21 protein-coding genes and 1 pseudogene are annotated in these 19,557 nt (G+C 56.3%); 16 read left to right on the plus strand and 6 right to left on the minus strand.

Annotation, left to right across the window (positions count from 1 at the left end; all coding sequences use genetic code 11):
- The first annotated feature begins 8 nt into the window (after positions 1-8).
- The 11 genes from CUU80_RS02000 to CUU80_RS02050 all read left to right on the plus strand — a co-directional run bounded on the left by CUU80_RS02000 (position 9) and on the right by CUU80_RS02050 (position 12,347).
- A complete protein-coding gene (locus tag CUU80_RS02000; protein ID WP_100495702.1) occupies positions 9-842 on the plus strand; it encodes a hypothetical protein in 834 nt (277 codons plus the stop codon).
- Positions 843-861: 19 nt separating this feature from the next.
- Positions 862-1,977, plus strand: coding sequence for a peptidoglycan-binding protein (locus CUU80_RS02005; RefSeq protein WP_165775786.1), 1,116 nt, complete (start codon positions 862-864; stop codon positions 1,975-1,977).
- Positions 1,974-2,672, plus strand: coding sequence for an ABC transporter ATP-binding protein (locus tag CUU80_RS02010; RefSeq protein WP_100495704.1), 699 nt, complete (start codon positions 1,974-1,976; stop codon positions 2,670-2,672). Before CUU80_RS02005 ends, CUU80_RS02010 begins: the two co-directional genes overlap by 4 nt.
- Positions 2,665-3,864, plus strand: coding sequence for an ABC transporter permease (locus tag CUU80_RS02015; protein ID WP_165775787.1), 1,200 nt, complete (start codon positions 2,665-2,667; stop codon positions 3,862-3,864). The genes CUU80_RS02010 and CUU80_RS02015 overlap by 8 nt, the downstream gene beginning before the upstream one ends.
- Before the next feature lie 58 nt (positions 3,865-3,922).
- Positions 3,923-5,461: a DUF3375 domain-containing protein gene (locus CUU80_RS02020; protein ID WP_100495706.1), complete on the plus strand. Its 1,539-nt coding sequence runs from the start codon at positions 3,923-3,925 to the stop codon at positions 5,459-5,461.
- Positions 5,462-5,463: 2 nt separating this feature from the next.
- A complete protein-coding gene (locus tag CUU80_RS02025; RefSeq protein WP_439329961.1) occupies positions 5,464-6,276 on the plus strand; it encodes a DUF4194 domain-containing protein in 813 nt (270 codons plus the stop codon).
- 1 nt (position 6,277) lies between these two features.
- Positions 6,278-9,808 carry an ATP-binding protein gene (locus CUU80_RS02030; protein WP_100495708.1) on the plus strand — a complete coding sequence of 1,177 codons (3,531 nt, stop codon included), beginning with the start codon at positions 6,278-6,280 and terminating at the stop codon, positions 9,806-9,808.
- 9 nt (positions 9,809-9,817) lie between these two features.
- Positions 9,818-10,984, plus strand: coding sequence for a DUF3322 and DUF2220 domain-containing protein (locus CUU80_RS02035; RefSeq protein WP_100495709.1), 1,167 nt, complete (start codon positions 9,818-9,820; stop codon positions 10,982-10,984).
- A 46-nt stretch (positions 10,985-11,030) separates the two neighbouring features.
- Positions 11,031-11,354: a nucleotidyltransferase family protein gene (locus CUU80_RS02040; protein ID WP_165775788.1), complete on the plus strand. Its 324-nt coding sequence runs from the start codon at positions 11,031-11,033 to the stop codon at positions 11,352-11,354.
- The gene (locus tag CUU80_RS02045) at positions 11,351-11,596 is read left to right on the plus strand and encodes a ribonuclease HepT family protein (RefSeq protein ID WP_100495711.1); all 246 of its coding nucleotides are present in this window, start codon (positions 11,351-11,353) and stop codon (positions 11,594-11,596) included. The genes CUU80_RS02040 and CUU80_RS02045 overlap by 4 nt, the downstream gene beginning before the upstream one ends.
- 145 nt (positions 11,597-11,741) lie before the next feature.
- Complete coding sequence (locus CUU80_RS02050) at positions 11,742-12,347, plus strand: pyridoxamine 5'-phosphate oxidase family protein (protein ID WP_100495712.1); 606 nt, start codon at positions 11,742-11,744, stop codon at positions 12,345-12,347.
- A gap of 22 nt (positions 12,348-12,369) precedes the next feature.
- Here the strand turns inward: CUU80_RS02050 and CUU80_RS02055 are convergent, their stop codons facing one another.
- Both CUU80_RS02055 and CUU80_RS02060 read right to left on the minus strand, forming a co-directional pair.
- Positions 12,370-13,239, minus strand: coding sequence for a nucleoside triphosphate pyrophosphohydrolase (locus tag CUU80_RS02055; protein WP_100495713.1), 870 nt, complete (start codon positions 13,237-13,239; stop codon positions 12,370-12,372).
- 132 nt (positions 13,240-13,371) lie between these two features.
- Positions 13,372-14,688 (minus strand): MFS transporter, encoded by a 1,317-nt coding sequence (locus CUU80_RS02060; protein ID WP_100495714.1) that lies wholly within the window; start codon positions 14,686-14,688, stop codon positions 13,372-13,374.
- Positions 14,689-15,087: 399 nt separating this feature from the next.
- On the opposite strand from CUU80_RS02060, the gene CUU80_RS02065 reads away from it, so the two are divergent.
- Both CUU80_RS02065 and CUU80_RS02070 read left to right on the plus strand, forming a co-directional pair.
- Positions 15,088-15,492, plus strand: coding sequence for a VOC family protein (locus CUU80_RS02065; RefSeq protein WP_100495946.1), 405 nt, complete (start codon positions 15,088-15,090; stop codon positions 15,490-15,492).
- Between the two features lie 351 nt (positions 15,493-15,843).
- Positions 15,844-15,981 (plus strand): annotated as a pseudogene (locus CUU80_RS02070) (GNAT family N-acetyltransferase); the annotation flags it as partial.
- Positions 15,982-16,195: 214 nt separating this feature from the next.
- On the opposite strand, the gene CUU80_RS10735 reads toward CUU80_RS02070, so the two are convergent.
- Together CUU80_RS10735 and CUU80_RS10835 are read right to left on the minus strand one after the other, a co-directional pair.
- Positions 16,196-16,357, minus strand: coding sequence for a hypothetical protein (locus CUU80_RS10735; protein WP_165775789.1), 162 nt, complete (start codon positions 16,355-16,357; stop codon positions 16,196-16,198).
- Positions 16,357-16,650, minus strand: coding sequence for a hypothetical protein (locus CUU80_RS10835; protein WP_133119384.1), 294 nt, complete (start codon positions 16,648-16,650; stop codon positions 16,357-16,359). The genes CUU80_RS10735 and CUU80_RS10835 overlap by 1 nt, the downstream gene beginning before the upstream one ends.
- A gap of 54 nt (positions 16,651-16,704) precedes the next feature.
- Here CUU80_RS10835 and CUU80_RS02075 point away from each other — a divergent pair, with 54 nt between their 5' ends.
- Positions 16,705-16,908 (plus strand): hypothetical protein, encoded by a 204-nt coding sequence (locus CUU80_RS02075; RefSeq protein WP_133119385.1) that lies wholly within the window; start codon positions 16,705-16,707, stop codon positions 16,906-16,908.
- A gap of 11 nt (positions 16,909-16,919) precedes the next feature.
- Here the strand turns inward: CUU80_RS02075 and CUU80_RS02080 are convergent, their stop codons facing one another.
- On the minus strand, positions 16,920-17,288 hold the full coding sequence (locus CUU80_RS02080) for an ATP-binding cassette domain-containing protein (protein WP_279324963.1): 369 nt from the start codon (positions 17,286-17,288) through the stop codon (positions 16,920-16,922).
- Positions 17,289-17,341: 53 nt separating this feature from the next.
- Positions 17,342-17,677, minus strand: a complete 336-nt coding sequence (locus CUU80_RS11185; RefSeq protein WP_369333084.1) for an ATP-binding cassette domain-containing protein — start codon at positions 17,675-17,677, stop codon at positions 17,342-17,344.
- On the opposite strand from CUU80_RS11185, the gene CUU80_RS02085 reads away from it, so the two are divergent.
- Complete coding sequence (locus tag CUU80_RS02085; RefSeq protein WP_100495716.1) at positions 17,676-18,371, plus strand: SOS response-associated peptidase; 696 nt, start codon at positions 17,676-17,678, stop codon at positions 18,369-18,371. The genes CUU80_RS11185 and CUU80_RS02085 overlap by 2 nt on opposite strands.
- A gap of 328 nt (positions 18,372-18,699) precedes the next feature.
- Positions 18,700-19,551 carry a deoxyribonuclease IV gene (locus CUU80_RS02090; RefSeq protein WP_100495717.1) on the plus strand — a complete coding sequence of 284 codons (852 nt, stop codon included), beginning with the start codon at positions 18,700-18,702 and terminating at the stop codon, positions 19,549-19,551.
- Positions 19,552-19,557 lie beyond the last annotated feature (6 nt).

Genomic DNA, 19,557 nt, shown 5'->3' on the forward strand with positions numbered 1-19,557 from the left:
GAACCGTCATGACCAGTACCATTAATCGCATCCCAAACCAAACTTTGAGGCACACATTGGCGGCCGCCTCCGCATCGGCATTGTGCCTCATCGCGCTCGCTGGCTGTTCCATGCCATTCACCAACCAAGCATCAGATACCAGCGATGCCAGTAACGCTTCTGGATCCTCGGACAATCTTGCAACCGACGCCAATGCCAAGAAATTCGTCTCATGCCTAACCGGCAAGGGCTTCGAGGCGCAGGCTGCGGCCGCACCTGGAATCCCCGATTCGTCCGGCAAACCGAAGACACCAACTACCAAGAACATGGTCATGCTGCGCATGCTCGACGCAAACAGCCAGCCAGTCGAAGCCGATGACAACGGCATGAGCGTGAGCGCCGATTCCACCACCCAGCAGATGTACGCCAATTCCATGTTCACCTCCATCGACTACGGCACGGTATGGGTGGCGTTCAAGGATTCCGCTGCGCTCGCCGGCAGCCCATACGAGTCGAAACGACAGGATTACGCGGACTGCGAGGCCAAGAACCCGAACTTCGCCCAGCCCGCACAGGACCTGAACCAAACGCCAACCTACACTGATGCGGATAAGCAGGCGGCACTCGACTTCGCCAAGAACGCGCGGAGCAAAGGCTTCAGCTGGGTCGCCGATCCGACAGGAAACGAACCGACCACCATCCTCATTCCCAAAACCGTGCCCGAAGACGAGTTGCGCCGCTTCTTCAAGGAATGCCCGGTAGGGGATGCGCACATCACCTACGGCTTTGATGGAACTCCGGATGATTTCGGTTACGACTACACCAAAGTCATGGATGAGGCCATGGGAGTGGTGTCCTATTGAAGACCGATTGGAGCTTATCATGACGAGAACGGAAGCGCGACGATTCTCCAAACGCCGCAGAATCATTACCACTGTCATAGTGCTCATCGCAGTGATAGGTCTCGCCGCAACCTGTGTGATTACACGTCCGTGGACGCTTGTCGGCCATATGACCGCGTCGGGCCAATCATCCACACAACAAATCGACGTGACCACGTTGCGCGCACAGCCGGTCACTAAAGGTGTGCTCAATGCGGAAACTCGGCTTGGTGCGACCCTTCAATACGATGATGCCTCCGATTTCGCCGCCGCTACCGGCATCATCACCCAGTTGCCTGTTGCCGGAAAACAGATCAACACCGGTGAACAGGTGTATGAGATGGATGGCGTACCGGTACCGCTGTTCCATGGCGAGCGCCCCTTCTGGCGCACCATCGAAGAAGGTATTTCGGACGGTCCGGATGTGACCCAGTTGGAGCAGAATCTCAAGGAACTCGGCTTCTATACCGGCGAAGTCGGTCCGCATGCCAATTGGCTGACCCGAGAAGCCATCAAACAATGGCAACGATCCCTCGGCCTCACCGGTGACGCGGTCAACGGGGTGTTTACTCCCGGTTCCGTGGCCTTGGCTTCCTCGGCTCCGGTCCGCATCAAAACCGTGAACGCCAAACTTGGGGATATCAACGTGAGCCCGGCAAGCTACACCGGCGTGACCTTGCACGCGCAATCCACCATCACTGCCACACAAGCCGCCACGTTCAAAGCAGGCGATAAGGCGCAAGTGATTCTGCCGGATAACACCACTGTCGACACCGAACTGATTGCCGTCGACCAAGGCGGTCAATCCACTGGTAAGGACGGGCAGGTCACTTCGCCTTCTGTACGCATCGATTTTCCCGACCAGACGCAGGTGGCGCAATTCGGCCCTGCGACCATCCAAGTCATCGTACCTAACGCCGCAGCGGCAAACACGGAGACGCTCATTGTACCGGTCACCGCGCTGATTGCCGGCACCGGCAACTCGTACGCGGTCGAAGTGATCCGCGGCGATGAGGTCAAGCGCATCAGTGTTGAGATCGGATTGGTGGCGGGCGCCCAAGCGCAAATCACCAAAACTAACGGTTTGAGAGAGGGAGACAAGGTGGTGGTCTCATGACTGCATTGTTGAGTCTGGACCATGTCACCAAAGCATTCACCGGCAAGGACGGCAATCCGCTGGAGATTCTGCACAGCACGACACTTGCCATTGGACACGGCGAGCGCATCGCCATCGTGGGACCATCCGGTTCAGGCAAATCCACACTGCTTTCCCTGCTTGGCACCTTGGATATGCCGACCTCCGGAACACTGGCCTACGACGGCGAGAACGTGGCCGGCATGGGGGAGAAGCGCCGAAGCGTGCTCAGGGTAGCTCGCATCGGATTCGTATTCCAACAATTCCATCTCATCACCACCGTTTCGGCGTTGGAGAATGTGATGACCGGACTGCAATACACTGCATTGCCCCGTGCAGCCCGGCGAGAACAAGCCATAGAGGCACTCGAACAGGTGGGACTCGGCGAGCGCATATTCCACAAGTCCTCCCAACTGTCGGGTGGCGAACAGCAACGCGTCGCCATCGCCCGCGCTTTAGCCAAGAAACCCGACATCATTTTCGCCGACGAGCCCACCGGCGCGCTCGACACCGACACCGGCCATGCCATCATCGAACTGCTCATGGGAGCCGCCAATCAAGGCGCAAGCCTTGTAGTCGTTACCCATGATCCCAACATCGCCGCACGATTCCCGCGCCGCCTGCACATCCAGGATGGCGTGGTCACGGAACTTGGAGAAGGAGGCTACCATGCGTAAGCCGCTTACCACGCGTCTGGCCGACCTTCTGCACACGGCATGGATCGGCACCACAGGACGCATCTCACGTACCATTCTCGCCTCGCTCGGCATCGCCTTGGGCGTGGCCGCCTATGTGGCGCTCTCCGGCATCGCCGCATCCAACCAGGCCGCACTACTTGCTCAGCTGGATGCGCTCGGCGCGAACCTGCAGGTCGTCTCTCCCGGTCAGGATGCCTCAGGCCAACCCGTACCGTTGCCGGAATACGCGCCCCAAACCATCGTCCGTCAACCGGACGTCGAACAGGTCGGCGTATTCCTCACCCCGCCTAAGGATGCTCAGGTCTTCAAAAACGAGCTTGTGCCAAAAACCAACGGCAACGCACTGGCCGTATCCGTAATGAAACCGGGCGCGCTCAAAGCCGTTGATGCCACGTTTGCCCAAGGGCATGGCATCAACAAGCGCAACGAGAACCTTCCGGTCGCGGTCCTTGGCTCCGAAGCAGCCTATCGACTCGGCGTCAACCAGACGGGCGACCGCATCCTCATCGACAACGAATGGTACGGCGTCATCGGCATCCTTGAGCCTGCCCCACAGTCGCAATCCATCAACTCATCCGTCATCATCGGTGCTGATTGGGCGATTAGCCATTATCCCGATCAGAAGGAATCGATAACGCAGATCAGTCAGATCTATGTGCGCACCAAACCGGGGAACGTCGAATCGCTGCGCCGCATCATCGCGCATGCGGCGAACCTTTCCGGCGGCAACGTATCCGTCGCGGCTTCGGCGAATCTCTCCCAAGCCCGCAACGCCACCAACGATTTCCTGACCACCCTGGGACTCATGATCGGTGTCATCGCGCTCGCCGTAGGTGGCATGAGCATTGCGAATATGATGATTGTCACCGTGATGGAACGCCGTGGTGAAATCGGACTGCGGCGTGCACTGGGCGCCACACCCGGCAATATTCGCACGCAGTTCGTCACTGAAGCGGCCCTGTTGTCGGCCATCGGCGGATTGGCAGGCGTCTTGATCGGCGCAGGGACCGCCGTGGGCGTTGCCGCGCATGCCGGCCAGCCATTGACACTGGATTGGGATGGATTGCCGGCAGCATGGGGTGCTGCGGTGCTGGTAGGCATCATCGCCGGTCTTTATCCTGCTTCGCGCGCCGCTCGTCTGACGCCCACGGAGGCGTTGCGCGGCGAGTGACGCTCCCGTGCATGTGCTAGCGTCGATACGTCATTCTGGCACGACGCAAAGGAGACGCATGGGCGATATCAGGCGGGAAATGGAACGTCTGCGGCCGATTTACGAAACCGGTGTGCTCCGTCTGCTCTTGCGTCAGCATGCCATGTTGTATGTGGCATTGCTGCGTGCCGCCTTCGACCCGTTGACCGGCGAGCTGCCGCGCGAAACCGTGGAGGAACGCTTCGCGCATAGTCTAGAACTGCTGGCCTCCAGTGGCGAATATACGTTGAAAGACCAGTCCTATGCTGATGCGGCCCATCGTATCCTCGCCGACCTGACCCGCGAAGGCGAAGGCGATTACGCATGGTTGGCCAACTCGCACGATGCCGCATCACACCGATTCCTCTACAGGCTCACAGCCCGCGCACATCGCGCCATCGAAGCGTTAAGCCGTCTGGAAGACGAATCCCGCGCATTGTCCGGCGCACAGGCGAACAGCATCATCATGGAGATCGAGCATGCGCGCATGCAGCTGACCGCCGATCCCGGCGAGCGCGTCCGATTGCTCAATAGTGAGATCAAGGAACGCAAACACGAGATCAAGCGCATCCAACAGGGCCAGCAGCATGCCACATTGAGCCAGGCCCAGGTGGAGGATGTGATTGAAGTAATCCATAACACCCTTCGCGGTGTGCCCATCGATCTGCGTGAACTCGTGCTCACCGAACGCGACAACGGCGATGCGTTGCGCCGCCGCATGCAAGCCGGCGATATGAGCGTGGACGAAACCCTGAACCGGTATCACGAGGAATACCGCTGCTCGTTCAGCGAATCCGATTCCGGTCGCCGCTTCGAAGACGCGTTCCAAGTGATCATCACCGACGAAGGCCGCCAACAGATCGACTCCGCGTTGCGCGACATCGCGAAAACCCCATATCTGGCAGGGGAGTCCGCAGCACTATTGGGACAGATTCGAGACGAACTTTCCCGCATCTACGACGGCATCGAAGCGGTACGTCATCAGATGCGCGTCTCCGATGAGGCGATCAGCCGACTGGTACGCCAGCAGACCGATACGCGCTACCGTACGATGATGAGTCGCTTGAACCGACTCTACGTGAACTTGAACGCTGATGCGAAAGCCCACGCCGGCGACGCTTCACGACCATACGCAACCGATACATCGAGCGCCCTGTTCGCCCCATTGCCGATGCGCCCGGCACGTTCGATGACCTATACCGAGACACCTGGTTTGGAATCCTCGATGGCAGCCGACCAGCATGCTCCACAGGTCAATCTCAAGGACATGGTCGAAGGTGGAGGCCCGCGTCTGCGACACATGGTGGAGCTGATTCGCCACAATCCCGCCATCGAACACGGCACAGTGAACGTGGCAGCCAGTTTCAACCGTCTGCCCGAGCGGGAACGTCGCGAAAGCGAAATCGTAGGCTTCCTGGGTAGTCTGCCATCGGCATCAGCGGTAGGCGAAGCTTCGGACGCCAATACGGCCAGCACAGTCTGGCATTGCATCGCCTTGGACGGAACACCCAGAGACTGGATCACCAGTCCGGTATGGGCGTCGTTGGAAGAACTTGACAGCATCGTGGAGGAAGGATGAGCATGAGCGAACCAGTCGCCAACCCATACGCCCTGTTTGAAGACGACCACGGCGATATGACCGCGGATGCGCGCATGGCCGCCATCGCATTGAAGCGCGAACGCTATATTTCCGGCCAGCTCTACGATCTGGTCAACGACAATCGCGAGGCGGTGGAACGCTCACTCAACAACGATCTGCTCGCCCTCGTAGTCAACGAACGCTACCGCATCATGTACGCCACTCCGGTGGCCAACGACAACGTGGCATTGCGAGCGCTCAAAACTCGCGCCAGTCTGAAACGCGAGGAGGCGGCATTGCTTGCCTTCCTGCGCATCCGTGTGCTCGAATACGAGAACACCAGAACCGATCAATCCGAATGGCTGGTGAGCTTCGAGGAGATTCGCGCCGCGCTCGCATCCGGTGCCGGATATCTTGCCTCGCGCAACGATGAGGAAGGCGTCTTAAAACAGGTGAGCGCCATCGTCTCCGCAATGATCACCTATGGGTACCTGAACCGATTGGATGATGAGGCCATGTATCTCATCACCCCACTGGTGCCCGTGGTGCTTGACCGCGAACTGGCCGACACATGGCTGGACACCGCGGCAAGGAACTTGGATGACACTGCCGATGTGCATGATACGGGTGCCGAGGAGCCCAAACCGAACGATTCGGACACCAGTTCGGAAGCGTCGGCTGAGGATATTCCGGATGAAAGCCTCTTTACCGAACCATTGTTCGTCGCCTCGGATGGCGACGCGCAAGCAGCGACCGGCGATGGTGAAGATGATGATGCAGACGATACGAACGACATTGTGAAGGAAGGGGAGTGAGATGGCAGCTGAACTGCAGATGATCGCCGACCGTTGGATGATGGTCAGCCGCAGGCTCGTCAACTGGGGCTCCTACGAGGGTTATCACGAATTCCGCCCTTCCACGGATTCCACCCTCCCGGTAACTTTGCTCGCCGGCGCCAGTGAATCCGGTAAATCCACATTGGTGGATGCGCAGATTTCCCTGCTTTACCCGACAGGCACGCCGTTCAACAAAGCATCCAATTCCGGGCGTTCGGAACGCAGCGACTACACATATCTGCGGGGCATGATCGGCGTGGGCAGCAGCGAGCATGGCGACGAACCCATCTACCTGCGCGGCAAAGACAAGGCGACCGGAGCGCCACAGGCGGTCTGGGGCGCCATCGTAGACACCTACCGAAACCAGACCTCCGGGCAAATCCTGTCCTGCGCCAAATTCCTCTACCTGATGCCCGGCGATGGTCGCGCCGACGTTCGCCGCCAATACGCGGTCTGGGGCAAGCCCATCGACCCGAGGCTCATGGACCAGTATCGTGAATCACCGTTTACGCCTGGCCAATTGCGCGACACCTACCCCGACTGCCTGACCTTCCCCAGCGCGGAGGCGTTCCACAGTCACATCTGGTCGATTATGGGCCTGAGCGAGGAGGCCTGCCGACTGTTGCATAAGATCCAGTCTGCGGACGCGCCCTCCAAGCTCGACGACATCTTCAAGCAAGGCGTGCTTGGCGTACCGGAAGCATTGGAGCTCGCGCGCGCCACGGTCGAGGATTACGAACGCTATGACGCAAACTTCCATGCGATGGAGGAGAAAACCAAGCGTATGGATGCGTTGCATGGCATCCAAGACGCCTATGGCGAGTATGCCAAAGCCAACCAGTGCGTACATATGTTCGATGCTGTTGCAGACGGCGATGGCGAGGGCGCTTCGGCGCCATTGCATGATTGGGCTATGACGCGCATGTGCGCGGAAGTCAGTGCACAACTGCCTGTAGATCGCAGCGAAGCGCAAGCCTATGAGTCCGAAGCGCGCAACGCGCGACGCAATGCCGAAAACCTGCGCAGCCGCATCGACATGATCCGTGGTCAGATGCAAGGACTCGATGGCGGCAACCTCACTCGCCTCGAAATGGAACTGGGCCAAGCCAAGCGAGCGTTGGAGGAGACCGAATCCACCCGCAAACGCATCGAACAAACGTTCGCATCCATTGATGAACAACTACCTGCCAGCGAACAGGCGTGGACCGAACGACGCATCAACGCCGTGGAATTCAAGCGCACCTATGATGATCGCGTCAGCGCATGCGAGGAGCAGCTCGCGGCAGCCATGAACACGCGAGCAGCAGCGCGAGATGCGCTCGAACGATTGCAACGCGACTATGACCGCCAAGAATCCCAGCGTACCCGCATCACCCAGCACATGGATGAAACCCGGGCGATGTTGGCACGCGCCACCGGATTGACTCCGGCGGACCTCCCGTATGTGGCCGAACTCATGGACGTCAAGGAAACCGACGAACAATGGCGCATCGCCATGAACGTGGCCTATGGCTCCTTCGCGCAAACCATTCTGGTGGACAAGCGCCACGAACAAGGCTTCGCAGCCAAAGTCAGCACCATCGACCCGCATGCGATGAGCCGGCGCACCTGGCAGTTCGTAGACACCACACGCGACTATGCAGCCGACGATAACCATGCCGGCGTTGACGAATCCGCACACGCAGAAGACGATTGGCTTTCTGGCAAGCTGCGTTACCGTGAAGATTCACCGTTCGCCGGATGGTTGCGCTCGCAGACCCGAGCCGATCGTTACGATGCACTCTGCGTGAGCACCATCGATGACACCGACCGCACCACCCGCCAAGTGCAGACGGACGGTCAAATCAAATCCGGTGCACGCGGCCAGCACGGCATCAAAGACCGCGCACAAGTCATCGGATTCGTCAACGAAGCTTATCTGGATAATCTCAAGCAGCAAATCGATCAATCCCAAGGGAAATTGCATAAGGCGAATGCCGATTACACAGCAGCCAAGCAGCAATCGGACAAACTGCATCGCGAGCTCGAACTCGCCAATCAGCTCGCCTACACATCCTGGGAGCGCATCGACATCGATGGGGCGCGCAAGGCTATCGCGGATATCGAAGCTTCCATTGCCTCCATCAAGAACGATCCCAAGCTCGCCGAACTTGCCGCTCGCAAGGATGAGTTGACCGCTGAACTGGAGCAATTGGGCGAACGCCGCATGCAAGCCGAACAGTCTGCAACCTCGGCCTCACAGGCTGTAGAAGCGGCACTCCTGTGGCTGAATCAGCATGCGGATACAGCGCAAAAGCAGACCGGCGCAGAAACTTCGACTGCGCCGGCTATGCCGAACGATGTGACTGCCGTTCTGGCTGAAGCCTATGAGAATCGTTTCGCTGGCCTGGAAGGTGCGGCGATGCGAGCGCATATGATCATCGGTGCGGGAGCTGCCTCGTCTGATTTCGCCGAACGGGTTCTCGCAGGCATGGTCAAGGATATCGACGCACGTATCACCATGCTGAAGGCGCAGGCTTCCGCGGCACGTACGGCCGTCGAATCGAAGATGAGCGCCTATATCGGCATCTGGGCGGCGGATGATGATGCGCTCACCGCCAGCGTGGAAGACTATCGCTATTACCTCGATGAGCTCGAAAGCCTCACGCAGCTGGCCGCCACCACGGCCACGGAAGCCGAATACCATCGTTGCCTCGACCAGTTGCTGATGAGCTTCCTGACCATCAAGCGAGCCATCGACACCGATGCCACCGACATTCATGACCAGCTTGACCGCATCAACGCCATGCTCAAAGGCCAGCAGTTCGGACCCAAACACGGTAGCTTGTCCCTGCAAGCGGATGTACGCCGGCCGGAACGCGCGTTCTCCAGTCAGCTCACGCGAGCCATCGGCATCTTGAACGATTGGAAGAGCACTGACGGAGCATCGGATGATTCGGCAAAGCGCACCGAATCCCGCCGTGCCTTCGCTGCCTGCGCTCCGATGATCGCGCTGCTGAAGGACGAGCTTGCTCAAGTCAAGGATGCGAACGGCATCAAGCAATACGGCGCCCGCAATCTCGACCCGCGCTGTCGCTCTTCGTTCTATGCCATCGTGCATCATGCGGATGGCCCGGACGAGCGCATCACTTCGACCGGCGGCCGATCAGGCGGCGCATTGCAGGAGCTCACTTCGTTCGTCTATGGCGCTGCATTGATCTACCTGCTGGGCGGCGGCATGGAGAACCGTCTGAAACCGAGCTACACCACACTGTTCCTTGACGAGGCGCTGATCAAGGCGGACGGCCGTTATACGCAGCGTGCTTTGAGCGTGCTACCACGACTTGGCTTCCAGGTCATCGTGTCTGCTCCGGAGAGCAAGACCGGCGAAATCCTTGAGGTGTCCACCAAAGCATACGTGACCTACAAGGATTCTGACACTGGCCTCACTTCCCTGCGCGAAGCCAGCCTGGATGGCATCGATGAAGAGGCCCCATTCGGCTCGGATCAGCCGTTACCAGAAGAACGGTAATGATGCGCTATGGTGAAGATGAAAGATGTAGCAGCAATTACTGAGCAAGTCAGTAATCATATAAACAACCATAAATTTGATATCGCGCTGACATGGCCAATTACCATATCAGTGGGATTACCAAATAAGGCCTTGCTAGAAGCTAACGCTGTTGCCGTGCATAATAACAATAACGCTATCAAAAAATGGGCGAATAAATGCGGTTGCAAATTTGAAACGGTGCATCGTGTAATAGGGACTCCTGTTGAATTGGTATCCAAAATATCGGTTCCAGACGAATTGACGGTACTACGAATACTCAAAAAATCAGAAGTAGAAGAGTACCGAAAAATCCGCCGTCGCATCGACTGGCTATCTGCTGAATTCAGTGTTAGTCCTGAGACGATCTCAGCAGTGGTTCGGATGACAAACAATGAAGAGGAGCTGGATTTCAACCTAATCGTTAAAGCAGCGCATTATTTTCAAAATAATGACGTGTCCGGCATCACACCGAGGCAAGTGCCTTTGACTGGATTCAGCAGCAAATGGCTCAATGAGACGAGAACAAAACGTCGAAAAGCCATCTGCCAACTTCTTGGCATCGAAGCCTTAAACCTTGCAGGCCGCCCAACAGAACTTAGATTCCGTTATCTTGATCCCGCGTATGACGACATTGAACTCGAACGTATCATATTGCTTCCATGGGAAGGTGATGCATTCGCAGGAGCGAAATATGTGATTGTTGTCGAGAATAAAGATACCTATCAGTCTATGCCCCTTATTCCCAATGGTATATGCATATGGGGCTCTGGTAGTGCTGTGAGCAATGCGGTTCCAAAGATATCAGCGTTGCGAAATATGCATATCGTTTATTGGGGAGATATGGACGCTGATGGCTTGGAAATATTGTCATCACTGCGTGAATCAGGCGTCCCATGCGACTCAATTTTAATGGACTGTACCGCATATGATCGCTATTGCCAGTTTGGCACTGAGCTGACCGAACGCGGTACCGAAATTAAGTTGAGAGAACCCAAGCCTGTATTGGGATTACGGGAATCAGAACGAAAACTGTATATGCAACTTTGCAGTGACGCGACCCTTCGCTATCGCCGCATCGAACAAGAACGAATTCCCATTTGCAATGCGCTTGAGGAATTGCATAAGCTCGGTGTCCCTGCCGTGCTCCCGAAGTAGGACTACTCCAGAGGAGAGTTCTTCTGAGAACTTGTATCATGAGTATATGAGTCTTCCTACCTTGGATCAGGTGCGGAATGTCGCCCGTCGCACTGCCGCGAATCATGGCGTAGGGGAGATGTACGTATATGGCTCGGTCGCCAGGGGAGATAACGGCCCCCATTCTGATGTTGATTTTATCTATCGATTGAATGCAGGAAACAAGGCCACTGCCGGAGTTGTTTTGTCATTGAAAGATGATTTGGAGTCGGAGCTTGGTTCGCCGGTGTCACTGCTCTCCATGCGCACGTTGTTATTTAATGCTGAGCATACTGCATCCGGAAAACGTTTTTACGATTCCATTAAGAATGATTTGACGAGGATTGTATGATACGTGCTCAAGAACGGGATGCGCTTCTATTGGATGAACTCATCGAGCATCTGGAATATGCATATGAAGATGTTTCCGCCTTTTCCGAAGGTGAGGCCTTGGCTTTAAGCCGCAAAGATCGCAATTCGGCGGCCAAAGAAATCGAACAGGCACAGGAATGTGCTGCGCATCTGTCTGACTCGTTGCTCGAATCGGTAAAGGATGTTCCTTGGAAAGAGCTGCGGGGTCTACGCAACGAATAGTTCATGAATATGGTGAAGTTGATTGGGACGTTCTGTATGACACGGTCATCATTGATTTCCCTCCGGTAATTGATGCGCTGAAAGCCTATCGAGAGAATATTGAGCGGCATGACGCATCTCAGCATAGGAGTGAGGGAGGAGCGCGATGAGCGACGACAGCAGATCAGTCGATAGTTCGGCTTCTTCAAAGCGCCGAGACAACGAGCGCACTGTAGCCGGTGAACATCGCAGAATGCGGCGAGCGGATCGGGAGATCGTCGATTTCGCGCAGATAGGTGAGATCATCAGCCGCTGCGATATTGTCGATGTCGCATATGTGGATGCCGAAGGTCTGACGATGGTGCCGCTCAACTTCGGATACGACTATGATTCGGCTTCCGACTCCCTCACGCTATGGATTCATTCGGCTGCACGCGGGCGCAAACTCGATGCCATCCGCGCTGCCGATAATCAGTTGCCCGTATCATTCGCCATGAGAACCGATTGCGAGGTCATAGAGGGGCGCACGGCCTGCAATTGGGGTGAGGCGTTCACTTCGGTGATCGGTAACGGCATCGCCTCGATTGTGGATGATCTCGAAGAACGTCGCCGCGGACTGCAGTTGCTTATGGCGCATCAGGCGCATATGCCGCATGTCGAATTCACCGATGCACAGGTGAACGCTGTTACAGTCTGGAAAATCGAAGCCACCAGACTCACGGCAAAATTACATGCCAAACCGAGCCATGCGCATACTCAACGGATTGCATAGCGGAGTGCTTCCTAACAAATAATCATGCTTCGCCGTCAAGTTCTTGCTCCTGCGAGGCGATGGCGGTTTCTACATCGCGCAGTCGGTTGCGTAGGGCAGCTTCGATGTCGATTCCCTCGGATTGAGCATGGCATACGATGGCGAGGATCTCATCGGCATAAGTCGAGGCTTTCGAGTCAGAAGGATTCGTTGTGATTGGTGAATCCGGCATGGCTTCTTCGTTGCAATTCTGGGCATCATTCGTTTTGATCGCCTCATCGAAGACGGCGAGCAACACATCCCGATGCGCTGATTTCATGATGCGTGAGACCACTTTGGCCGCTCGCGGCAACGCACCTTGTGCATGCGAAATGCCTTCGAGCACGGACTTGCGATGCTTCTCCTGCTGTTTCATCCGTTCCCACAGAGCGAGTGTCTCCTCCGGAGAAAGCGTAACCTCATTTACTACTTGCGCCTCATCTTCTGCATCATCAGGCTCGAAGACGTGTGGGTGGCGGGTAATGAGTTTGTTCACCAGACGATCGGCCACCTCGTCAATGTCAAATGGATCGGTTGAGTCGGAAGCGCACACCCGTGCTTGGAACACCGACTGCAGCAACACGTCGCCCAGCTCCTCGCGCATGTTATCCCTGTCGTTCGTTTCAACCGCATCCACATACTCGTAGGTCTCCTCAAGCAGCGGTTTGAGCAGCGAACGATTCGTCTGCTTACCATCCCAAGGGCATCCGCCCGGCGAATACAGAATGTCCACAATGGCCTTGACCCGCTCCAGTGCGCTCGGAGCCTGTGTGACTGGTTTCAGCTTCGAGCACCGTTCAGTTCCAGCCGGCAGGCGATATCCGTGTTGTGCATCCGAAGTCTGTTCCTGGCTGTGTTCCGTGCTGCCATCCATGTTGTTTTTCCTTTCACTCGAACCGTGAATCTGCCTGCTCTAGACATACCAATTATGGCAACGTATCGGGGTTCCACGTTTATTGTCATCCATTGTCCAAAGACAGCAACGGGTGACAATGAAACTTCTGTCTTAAAGCTCGGCATGTTCCCATTGTGATGGCAGTGGGATGTTGCGCGTCGGGGTGACGCAAGCGAGCAGTAGGCCGAGGCCTGCACAAGCAACGACCAGTATCATGACCGCCCGGAAGCCGAGTCCGGGCGTCTGCAGCAGCCAGCCGACCAGTGCAGGTGTTAAGGCTCCGGGAATGCCGATTGCGGTCTCGAATACGGTAGACACTCTTCCTTGCATATCATCCGGTGTGCGTCCGTAGATGAAGCCGAGTTCGCCGGCATTCAGCGCGGGGAACAGCAGGGAAGCCATCACCATGCATACGACGATTACACCGTATGAGTCGGTGAACAGCAACGGTATCATCGCAACCGTAAACACGCCAAAGGTGAGCATGATGAGCTTGCCGGTCGGAATATGATCGACCAACCAGCTGGCAGCCAGCGAACCAATCAATGCGGCAATGCCTGTGGATGTGCCGACCATGCCGATGAGCGCAGCGTCCGTACCGCGTGAGGCAAGCATGATTTGTACGCCGATGATGCTTCCGTAGCAAGCGACGTTGATGACCGCTCCTTGGACGATGGCTGCAAGAACCGTCCGTCTGGTCAACGTCCATCTCCAACCTTCAAGAAACTGGGCAAGGAATGACGAATCCATTGTCGGGTCACTAGCGATTTGTTGATCCGCCGGACCGCTCTCGGCTGCGACCGTCGTTTTCCTCGACAATGCCAGTGCAGTGAGTGCCGCTGCCAGATAAAGCACTGTGGACGCGAGGAACGGGCACCAACCGGCGATCCTATACAGCAGTCCGCCGATCGCCCCGCCGGACAGTTCGACGCAGGATTCGCGCGCCTCACGTATCGCCTGCGCCTTGGCGAATCGTTCCATTGGCACGATTGATTTGAGCATTGCATCGTTGGACGGTCCCAACAGGCCGTTCATCACGGCGAACATGATGACAAACAGCATGAATAGTGCTGCATTCATCATGCCAAAAGCGAGAAGAACGGTCGCTGACATAGATAACACCATGCCGACGAGTCCGAGCAGAATCATCAGCCATCTACGGTCATGACGGTCAGCTATCGCGCCGCCAATCGACATAAGCACAAGCCCTATGGCAGCTTCGATGGTGACTAGTAGACCCGAGATAAAAGCAGAGCCGGATAAAGCCAGACCAATCAGCGGTATGGCAAACGTACGTAGACTGACTGCGAAAACATCGGCTGTATCGGCAATGAACCAGTTGCGGTATGCGGACAGACTCCACAGCGAACGGGAGCTGTGTGCAACGTCGGCAGGGGAGTGGGCAGGTGAGTGAATATCGGTGTTCATGGTGAAACTCGTTTCATGATTGCCATGAACGGCATGCGAAAGCCAATCGAATTACGGCTGGTTATGGCATCGCAAATCGCGTTCATGGGATGCGTTCTGAAATCAGGCATAACAACAAATCGCGCGAGCCTTAATTAGCTCGCAGCGATAGAGGAAACGGCAGGAAAACGAACCGCCAACCCGCTTAGTCGTATGCGAACGATTCCAGAACGTTGTACATGCAAGTCTCCTATGACCGATGAAGTGCTACGAAAAATCCTCGATGATTGGTTCCGTAGCGATACTTATAGATTCCATGGTAATCGGTCGGGAATAGCAAAACGCCATCATTTGGAGTGCATCTGAGAATAGTGATTAGGAGCCAAACCGACCAAACACAATGCGCGTACAGTGGCAATCATGTTGGATCACATCACGTTACATGTACAGGATATTGAACGCAGCATCGCGTTCTATGAAAAGGCGCTCGCTCCACTGGGCTACGTCGCCAAGGCGCATCATGAGCCGACGATCGGCTTCGGAGTGGACGACGGTACACTCCACTCCGATTTCTACGTCTCGCCAGTGGATATTGGGCAGACCACCTCGCCGGTCACTCATATCGCATTCCTCGCTCCTGATCATGAAGCCGTACATGCGTTCTATCAGGCCGCGCTCGCAGCCGGCGGCCGAGACAATGGAGCTCCTGGTCCACGGCCTTATCATCCTGACTACTATTCGGCGTTCGTACTGGATCCGGACGGCAATAACATTGAGGCCGTGGTCGACTGGTCCGGTTGGTTCAAGGACCGTCAAGAACACTGATGTGTCTCGCGAAAAGCAATACGAGGCAATTCATCAAGGAACAGCCACGATATGCCGTGACATGGGAGCATGGGGAAGCAGACGACATATGTACAACGGTGAGCGGTTTAGCCTCGCGATAGTGGATAACGATCAGCTAACGTTGAGGATGCTGCCGCTGATTCGGTGGGAACTTCCCAACGTGAACATGGCTTGGATGTGCCGGAACGGCTGGGACGCAGACGCGCAGTGCGTGATGGACAAGGCACGGGTGGATAACATCAGCGAGGTGGCGGTCGCGCTGGCCAACGGTCGCGCGACGCATGCCCGTTATGTGTTTGATTTGACCGCCAAACAGTCGCATGTGATGCGCGCGGCGGAGCGTTGGGTATTGGGTTGCCGGACGGTTGGGTGTCGGCCACCAAATACATCCTCGTCAACGACGAGGGCGACTCCGTGGGCATCTTCAACCTGCGTCATCAACTCACCGGCTTCCTTCGCAACGGACCGTGATCGGCTGGTCAGGCTGATTCTCAACGGCGTGAAGACCGCCGCCGCCTCGCTGCTGATCGACTATACCGAGTGAGGCAATCACCTACCGCCGATAGTGAACGGTACGCAATGAAGACGATGCGCAACGACGAGGCGATTCTGGTAGGCGAGGGCACACCGCGATTACTGCGGGGCGCTCTTGCCTGATTGCCGCATACCGTCGACTATTCCTTTACAGTTCGGTCTGCTCCCACTGCGACGGCAGAGGAATATTCCTCGTCAGAGTGACACAGGCGAGCAGCAGGCCAACGCTCGCACAGATAACGACGAGCATCATGACCGCACAGAACCCAAGCTGAGGTGTCTGCAACAGCCATCCGACCAGTGCAGGCATCAGGGCTCCCGGAACACTGATGGAGGTTTCGAATACGCCTTAAGCGTATAGTCCATGCCGTCTGGTCCCGTCTCGAACGATCCGCCGGCATCCGTGACCATGCGCTTCAGTCTGTCCAATCCCATGCCGGTGCCGTTCTGGTTCCCATTCCGTGTTGCCAAATCGTTCTGCACGGAGCCGTCGTTCCTTGTCATCACGGCCAATGTCCCGTTGGTTGAGTGATCCCATGCAATGACGATGCGGTGCAGGTCACGGCCGTGACGGATGGCGTTGGTGACGACCTCGCAAGTCACGGCGAAGCACAGATCGGCTTAGAATGCGTCGTCGGGGCGACGCCCGGTTTCCACATGAGCGACGATAAAGCCCCGCTGCTGCGCATGATGCAGAAATTGAATTCCTCCTCTCGATGGTCATGGTTTCCACTATCAGACGGCTCGTTTGGCAAATCTCCAGAAAATCAAGACACCGATAATGACCTAGATCGAGGCGACAATCACCGAGACAAGCATGGAGCCCAGATCAGTGATGCCGGCGAGATCGCGGACGCCTGAGGCACCGGCAATCAGGGCAAGTGGATACATCCCGCGACGGCGGGCGCGGCGAGGCGTCCGGCACCGATGACGCCTACGACCGGCGCCATCTTCTCGATCTCCGAGAGAATATGCGAGCTGACGATCACCGTGATGCCCTGTTCACGACTCAGGCCCATGATCATCTCACGTACCTCAGTCCCAGCCTCCGAGTCCAACCCGTTCGTCGGCTCATCCGACAGGAGCAGTTCGGGCTGCGGGATCAACGCCATCGCAATGCCGAGCCGTTGCTTCATGCCCAGCGCGTAATTCTTCGCCTTCTTGCCCTCATGACCGACCAGACCGACCTGCTTGAGAATATCTGGTGCAGTCGTACACGGCAGATTCAGGTAATCAGGCACTATACGGCAGTTGCCGATACCGCTAAGTCCCGGATAGAAGCTCGCCCCCCCGATTAAAAGAACCCACGCGCCCCCGGCTGCAACCGATGTCGACCACCCACCTTCTCACCCAGCATCCACATGTCACCGCTCGTCGCCGAGGTCAGACCCAACAGTAGTTTCATCGTCGTGGACTTGCCAGCTCCGTTCGGCCCCAACAGAGGGCATCGCGCCCATGGCGGGCGCATGAACTCAAACAATGGTATGCAAGTGCGATTGTCGCAATCGCCACACCGTGCGCCTTGGCCATCGCGGCGAGGGACACCTGCCACAGCGAGCCCCTCGCCGGTCACCCCTATCGCATTTCTTGCCCCGACCGTTACGATTACCGGATGATATTCTGACGTCATGTGCAGATGTTTTGCGGCCGACTTGGACTGGGATGCGATTGCGAATCAGTTCGACGTGGATGAAGATAGCGCGGATCCAGTCACACTTCCGCAGCCGTCGTACAACTTCCGACCCAAGCAGACCATCGGCATCCTGGCGCAGGGGAGGGACGGCCGGCGTCATTTGACCGGTGCGTACTGGTCATTGATTCCGTCGTGGAGTGACAGCAAGGATCTGCCATACCCCACGTATAACGCGCGTATCGAATCAGCGTGCGACAAACCTACGTTCGCCGGCGCAGCTCAATCCATGCGCGCGATTATTCCCGTTTCTGGATACTTTGAATTCCATGGCCGCCGTCCGTACTACTTCCACTCGCCGAACGATGCGCCGCTGCTCTTGGCTGGCCTGTTCTCTTGGTGGCGAACGGGCCGTTCCCCATGGTTATTGACCGCGACAATACTTACTTGTCAGGCGGTGGATGGTCCGGCCACGGTTCACAATCGTATGCCTCTACTGGTGTCTCACAGCATGACCGATGTCTGGCTCGATCGTTCGGTTGATGGCGCGACTCTGATTGCAGACGCGCACAATGACGGTGTCAAGTTGTCCCGCGAGCTCGCCTTCCATGAAGTCGCCTCATTCGGACCGGCAGATGATGGCCGCACGCTGATCCGACAGTTACCTCACCTTCAACAAGTACTTCCATTCTGATATGCCAATCATTACGTGCATATTCGGTTGTATAGAGCCAAAGAAACAATCACTGCCGGTTACGTTGGTTGTACTGATGCCGTTCCCAGAGCAAGTCAGCTACATCCAGAAGAATCGCGATCACAGCCAAAGCAACAAGAAGCAAGCTTTTGCCTACAGAAGCGATAAGAAGAAGAGCGCAACAAACCAAACGCGCAACTCGCCACCAATTTATAGACATAGCCCTATACTACAGCTTTCCCGGTCATCCAGAACGGATTCAAATTCCGGTAATGTACGGTTACCGTAGATATCGATAACCGAATAAATGGACGAAAGGCGGAACGAGATGACAAGGCTACTCATCGGATCTCATTTATCGACATCCGGCGGATGGAAATCGCTGTTGAAACGATCACACGATGAAGACGGTTCCGCATTCGCATTCTTTCCTCGTTCTCCGTATGGTAAACGTTCAAAAGCCCTGGAACCATCTGAGGCAGCGGAGTTCGGCACGCAGCTCAAGGCCGAGGGATACGGGCCGTTGGTAGTCCATGCGCCATATGTATACAACCTCGCAAGCAAGGACGAGGCCAAACGCCAGTTCGCTATAGAGGCGTTGGCTGAGGATATAGAACTGCTGGCACCGATTCGTGAAGCAGGACAGGAAACCTACATCAATATTCATCCAGGAGCGCACGTAGGACAAGGCTCCGAAACCGGATGCCGGTTGATCAGTGAGGGGCTGAATCAGGTGCTGGAGCGCGCGCATGGCATCCCCGTATTGCTGGAGACTATGGCCGGCAAAGGCACCGAGTGCGGACGCAGTTTCGAAGAGCTTGCCATGATCATGAATGATGTTGACAATACCGCAAACGTTGGTGTTACGTTCGATACTTGCCATGTGTTGGATGCTGGATACGATATCGTGAACGATTATGACGGAGTAATGCGTCAGCTGGATGAGATTATTGGTTTAAACAATGTCAAAGCCATCCATGTCAACGATTCTCAATTCGGACTTGGATCGCACAAGGACCGTCACGCCAATATCGGTGAGGGACACCTTGGCATCCCATTCTTTACTCGACTGGTCAACGACCCATATATGGCGCAATTGCCGATGATTCTGGAGACCAAGGAACAGACACCTGATACTCATCGTAATGAAATCACGTTGCTGCGATCGCTGGTGGCATAGGCCGAA

Origin of the sequence: Bifidobacterium scaligerum, from assembly GCF_002802865.1 — a bacterium.
GTDB lineage: Bacteria > Actinomycetota > Actinomycetes > Actinomycetales > Bifidobacteriaceae > Bifidobacterium > Bifidobacterium scaligerum.

What these genes read in the sequence shown, in the direction of transcription:
- CUU80_RS02060 (WP_100495714.1), bottom strand. Translation starts at nt 14,688, where the DNA reads ATGAACACCGATATTCACTCACCTGCCCACTCCCCTGCCGACGTTGCA.
- CUU80_RS02010 (WP_100495704.1), top strand. Translation starts at nt 1,974, where the DNA reads ATGACTGCATTGTTGAGTCTGGACCATGTCACCAAAGCATTCACCGGC.
- CUU80_RS02005 (WP_165775786.1), top strand. Translation starts at nt 862, where the DNA reads ATGACGAGAACGGAAGCGCGACGATTCTCCAAACGCCGCAGAATCATT.
- CUU80_RS02020 (WP_100495706.1), top strand. Translation starts at nt 3,923, where the DNA reads ATGGGCGATATCAGGCGGGAAATGGAACGTCTGCGGCCGATTTACGAA.
- CUU80_RS02025 (WP_439329961.1), top strand. Translation starts at nt 5,464, where the DNA reads ATGAGCGAACCAGTCGCCAACCCATACGCCCTGTTTGAAGACGACCAC.
- CUU80_RS02035 (WP_100495709.1), top strand. Translation starts at nt 9,818, where the DNA reads ATGGTGAAGATGAAAGATGTAGCAGCAATTACTGAGCAAGTCAGTAAT.
- CUU80_RS10735 (WP_165775789.1), bottom strand. Translation starts at nt 16,357, where the DNA reads ATGCCTGCACTGGTCGGATGGCTGTTGCAGACACCTCAGCTTGGGTTC.
- CUU80_RS02045 (WP_100495711.1), top strand. Translation starts at nt 11,351, where the DNA reads ATGATACGTGCTCAAGAACGGGATGCGCTTCTATTGGATGAACTCATC.
- CUU80_RS02050 (WP_100495712.1), top strand. Translation starts at nt 11,742, where the DNA reads ATGAGCGACGACAGCAGATCAGTCGATAGTTCGGCTTCTTCAAAGCGC.
- CUU80_RS02065 (WP_100495946.1), top strand. Translation starts at nt 15,088, where the DNA reads ATGTTGGATCACATCACGTTACATGTACAGGATATTGAACGCAGCATC.
- CUU80_RS02030 (WP_100495708.1), top strand. Translation starts at nt 6,278, where the DNA reads ATGGCAGCTGAACTGCAGATGATCGCCGACCGTTGGATGATGGTCAGC.
- CUU80_RS02075 (WP_133119385.1), top strand. Translation starts at nt 16,705, where the DNA reads ATGAGCGACGATAAAGCCCCGCTGCTGCGCATGATGCAGAAATTGAAT.
- CUU80_RS02015 (WP_165775787.1), top strand. Translation starts at nt 2,665, where the DNA reads ATGCGTAAGCCGCTTACCACGCGTCTGGCCGACCTTCTGCACACGGCA.
- CUU80_RS02000 (WP_100495702.1), top strand. Translation starts at nt 9, where the DNA reads ATGACCAGTACCATTAATCGCATCCCAAACCAAACTTTGAGGCACACA.
- CUU80_RS02090 (WP_100495717.1), top strand. Translation starts at nt 18,700, where the DNA reads ATGACAAGGCTACTCATCGGATCTCATTTATCGACATCCGGCGGATGG.
- CUU80_RS02085 (WP_100495716.1), top strand. Translation starts at nt 17,676, where the DNA reads ATGTGCAGATGTTTTGCGGCCGACTTGGACTGGGATGCGATTGCGAAT.
- CUU80_RS11185 (WP_369333084.1), bottom strand. Translation starts at nt 17,677, where the DNA reads ATGACGTCAGAATATCATCCGGTAATCGTAACGGTCGGGGCAAGAAAT.
- CUU80_RS02055 (WP_100495713.1), bottom strand. Translation starts at nt 13,239, where the DNA reads ATGGATGGCAGCACGGAACACAGCCAGGAACAGACTTCGGATGCACAA.
- CUU80_RS02040 (WP_165775788.1), top strand. Translation starts at nt 11,031, where the DNA reads ATGAGTCTTCCTACCTTGGATCAGGTGCGGAATGTCGCCCGTCGCACT.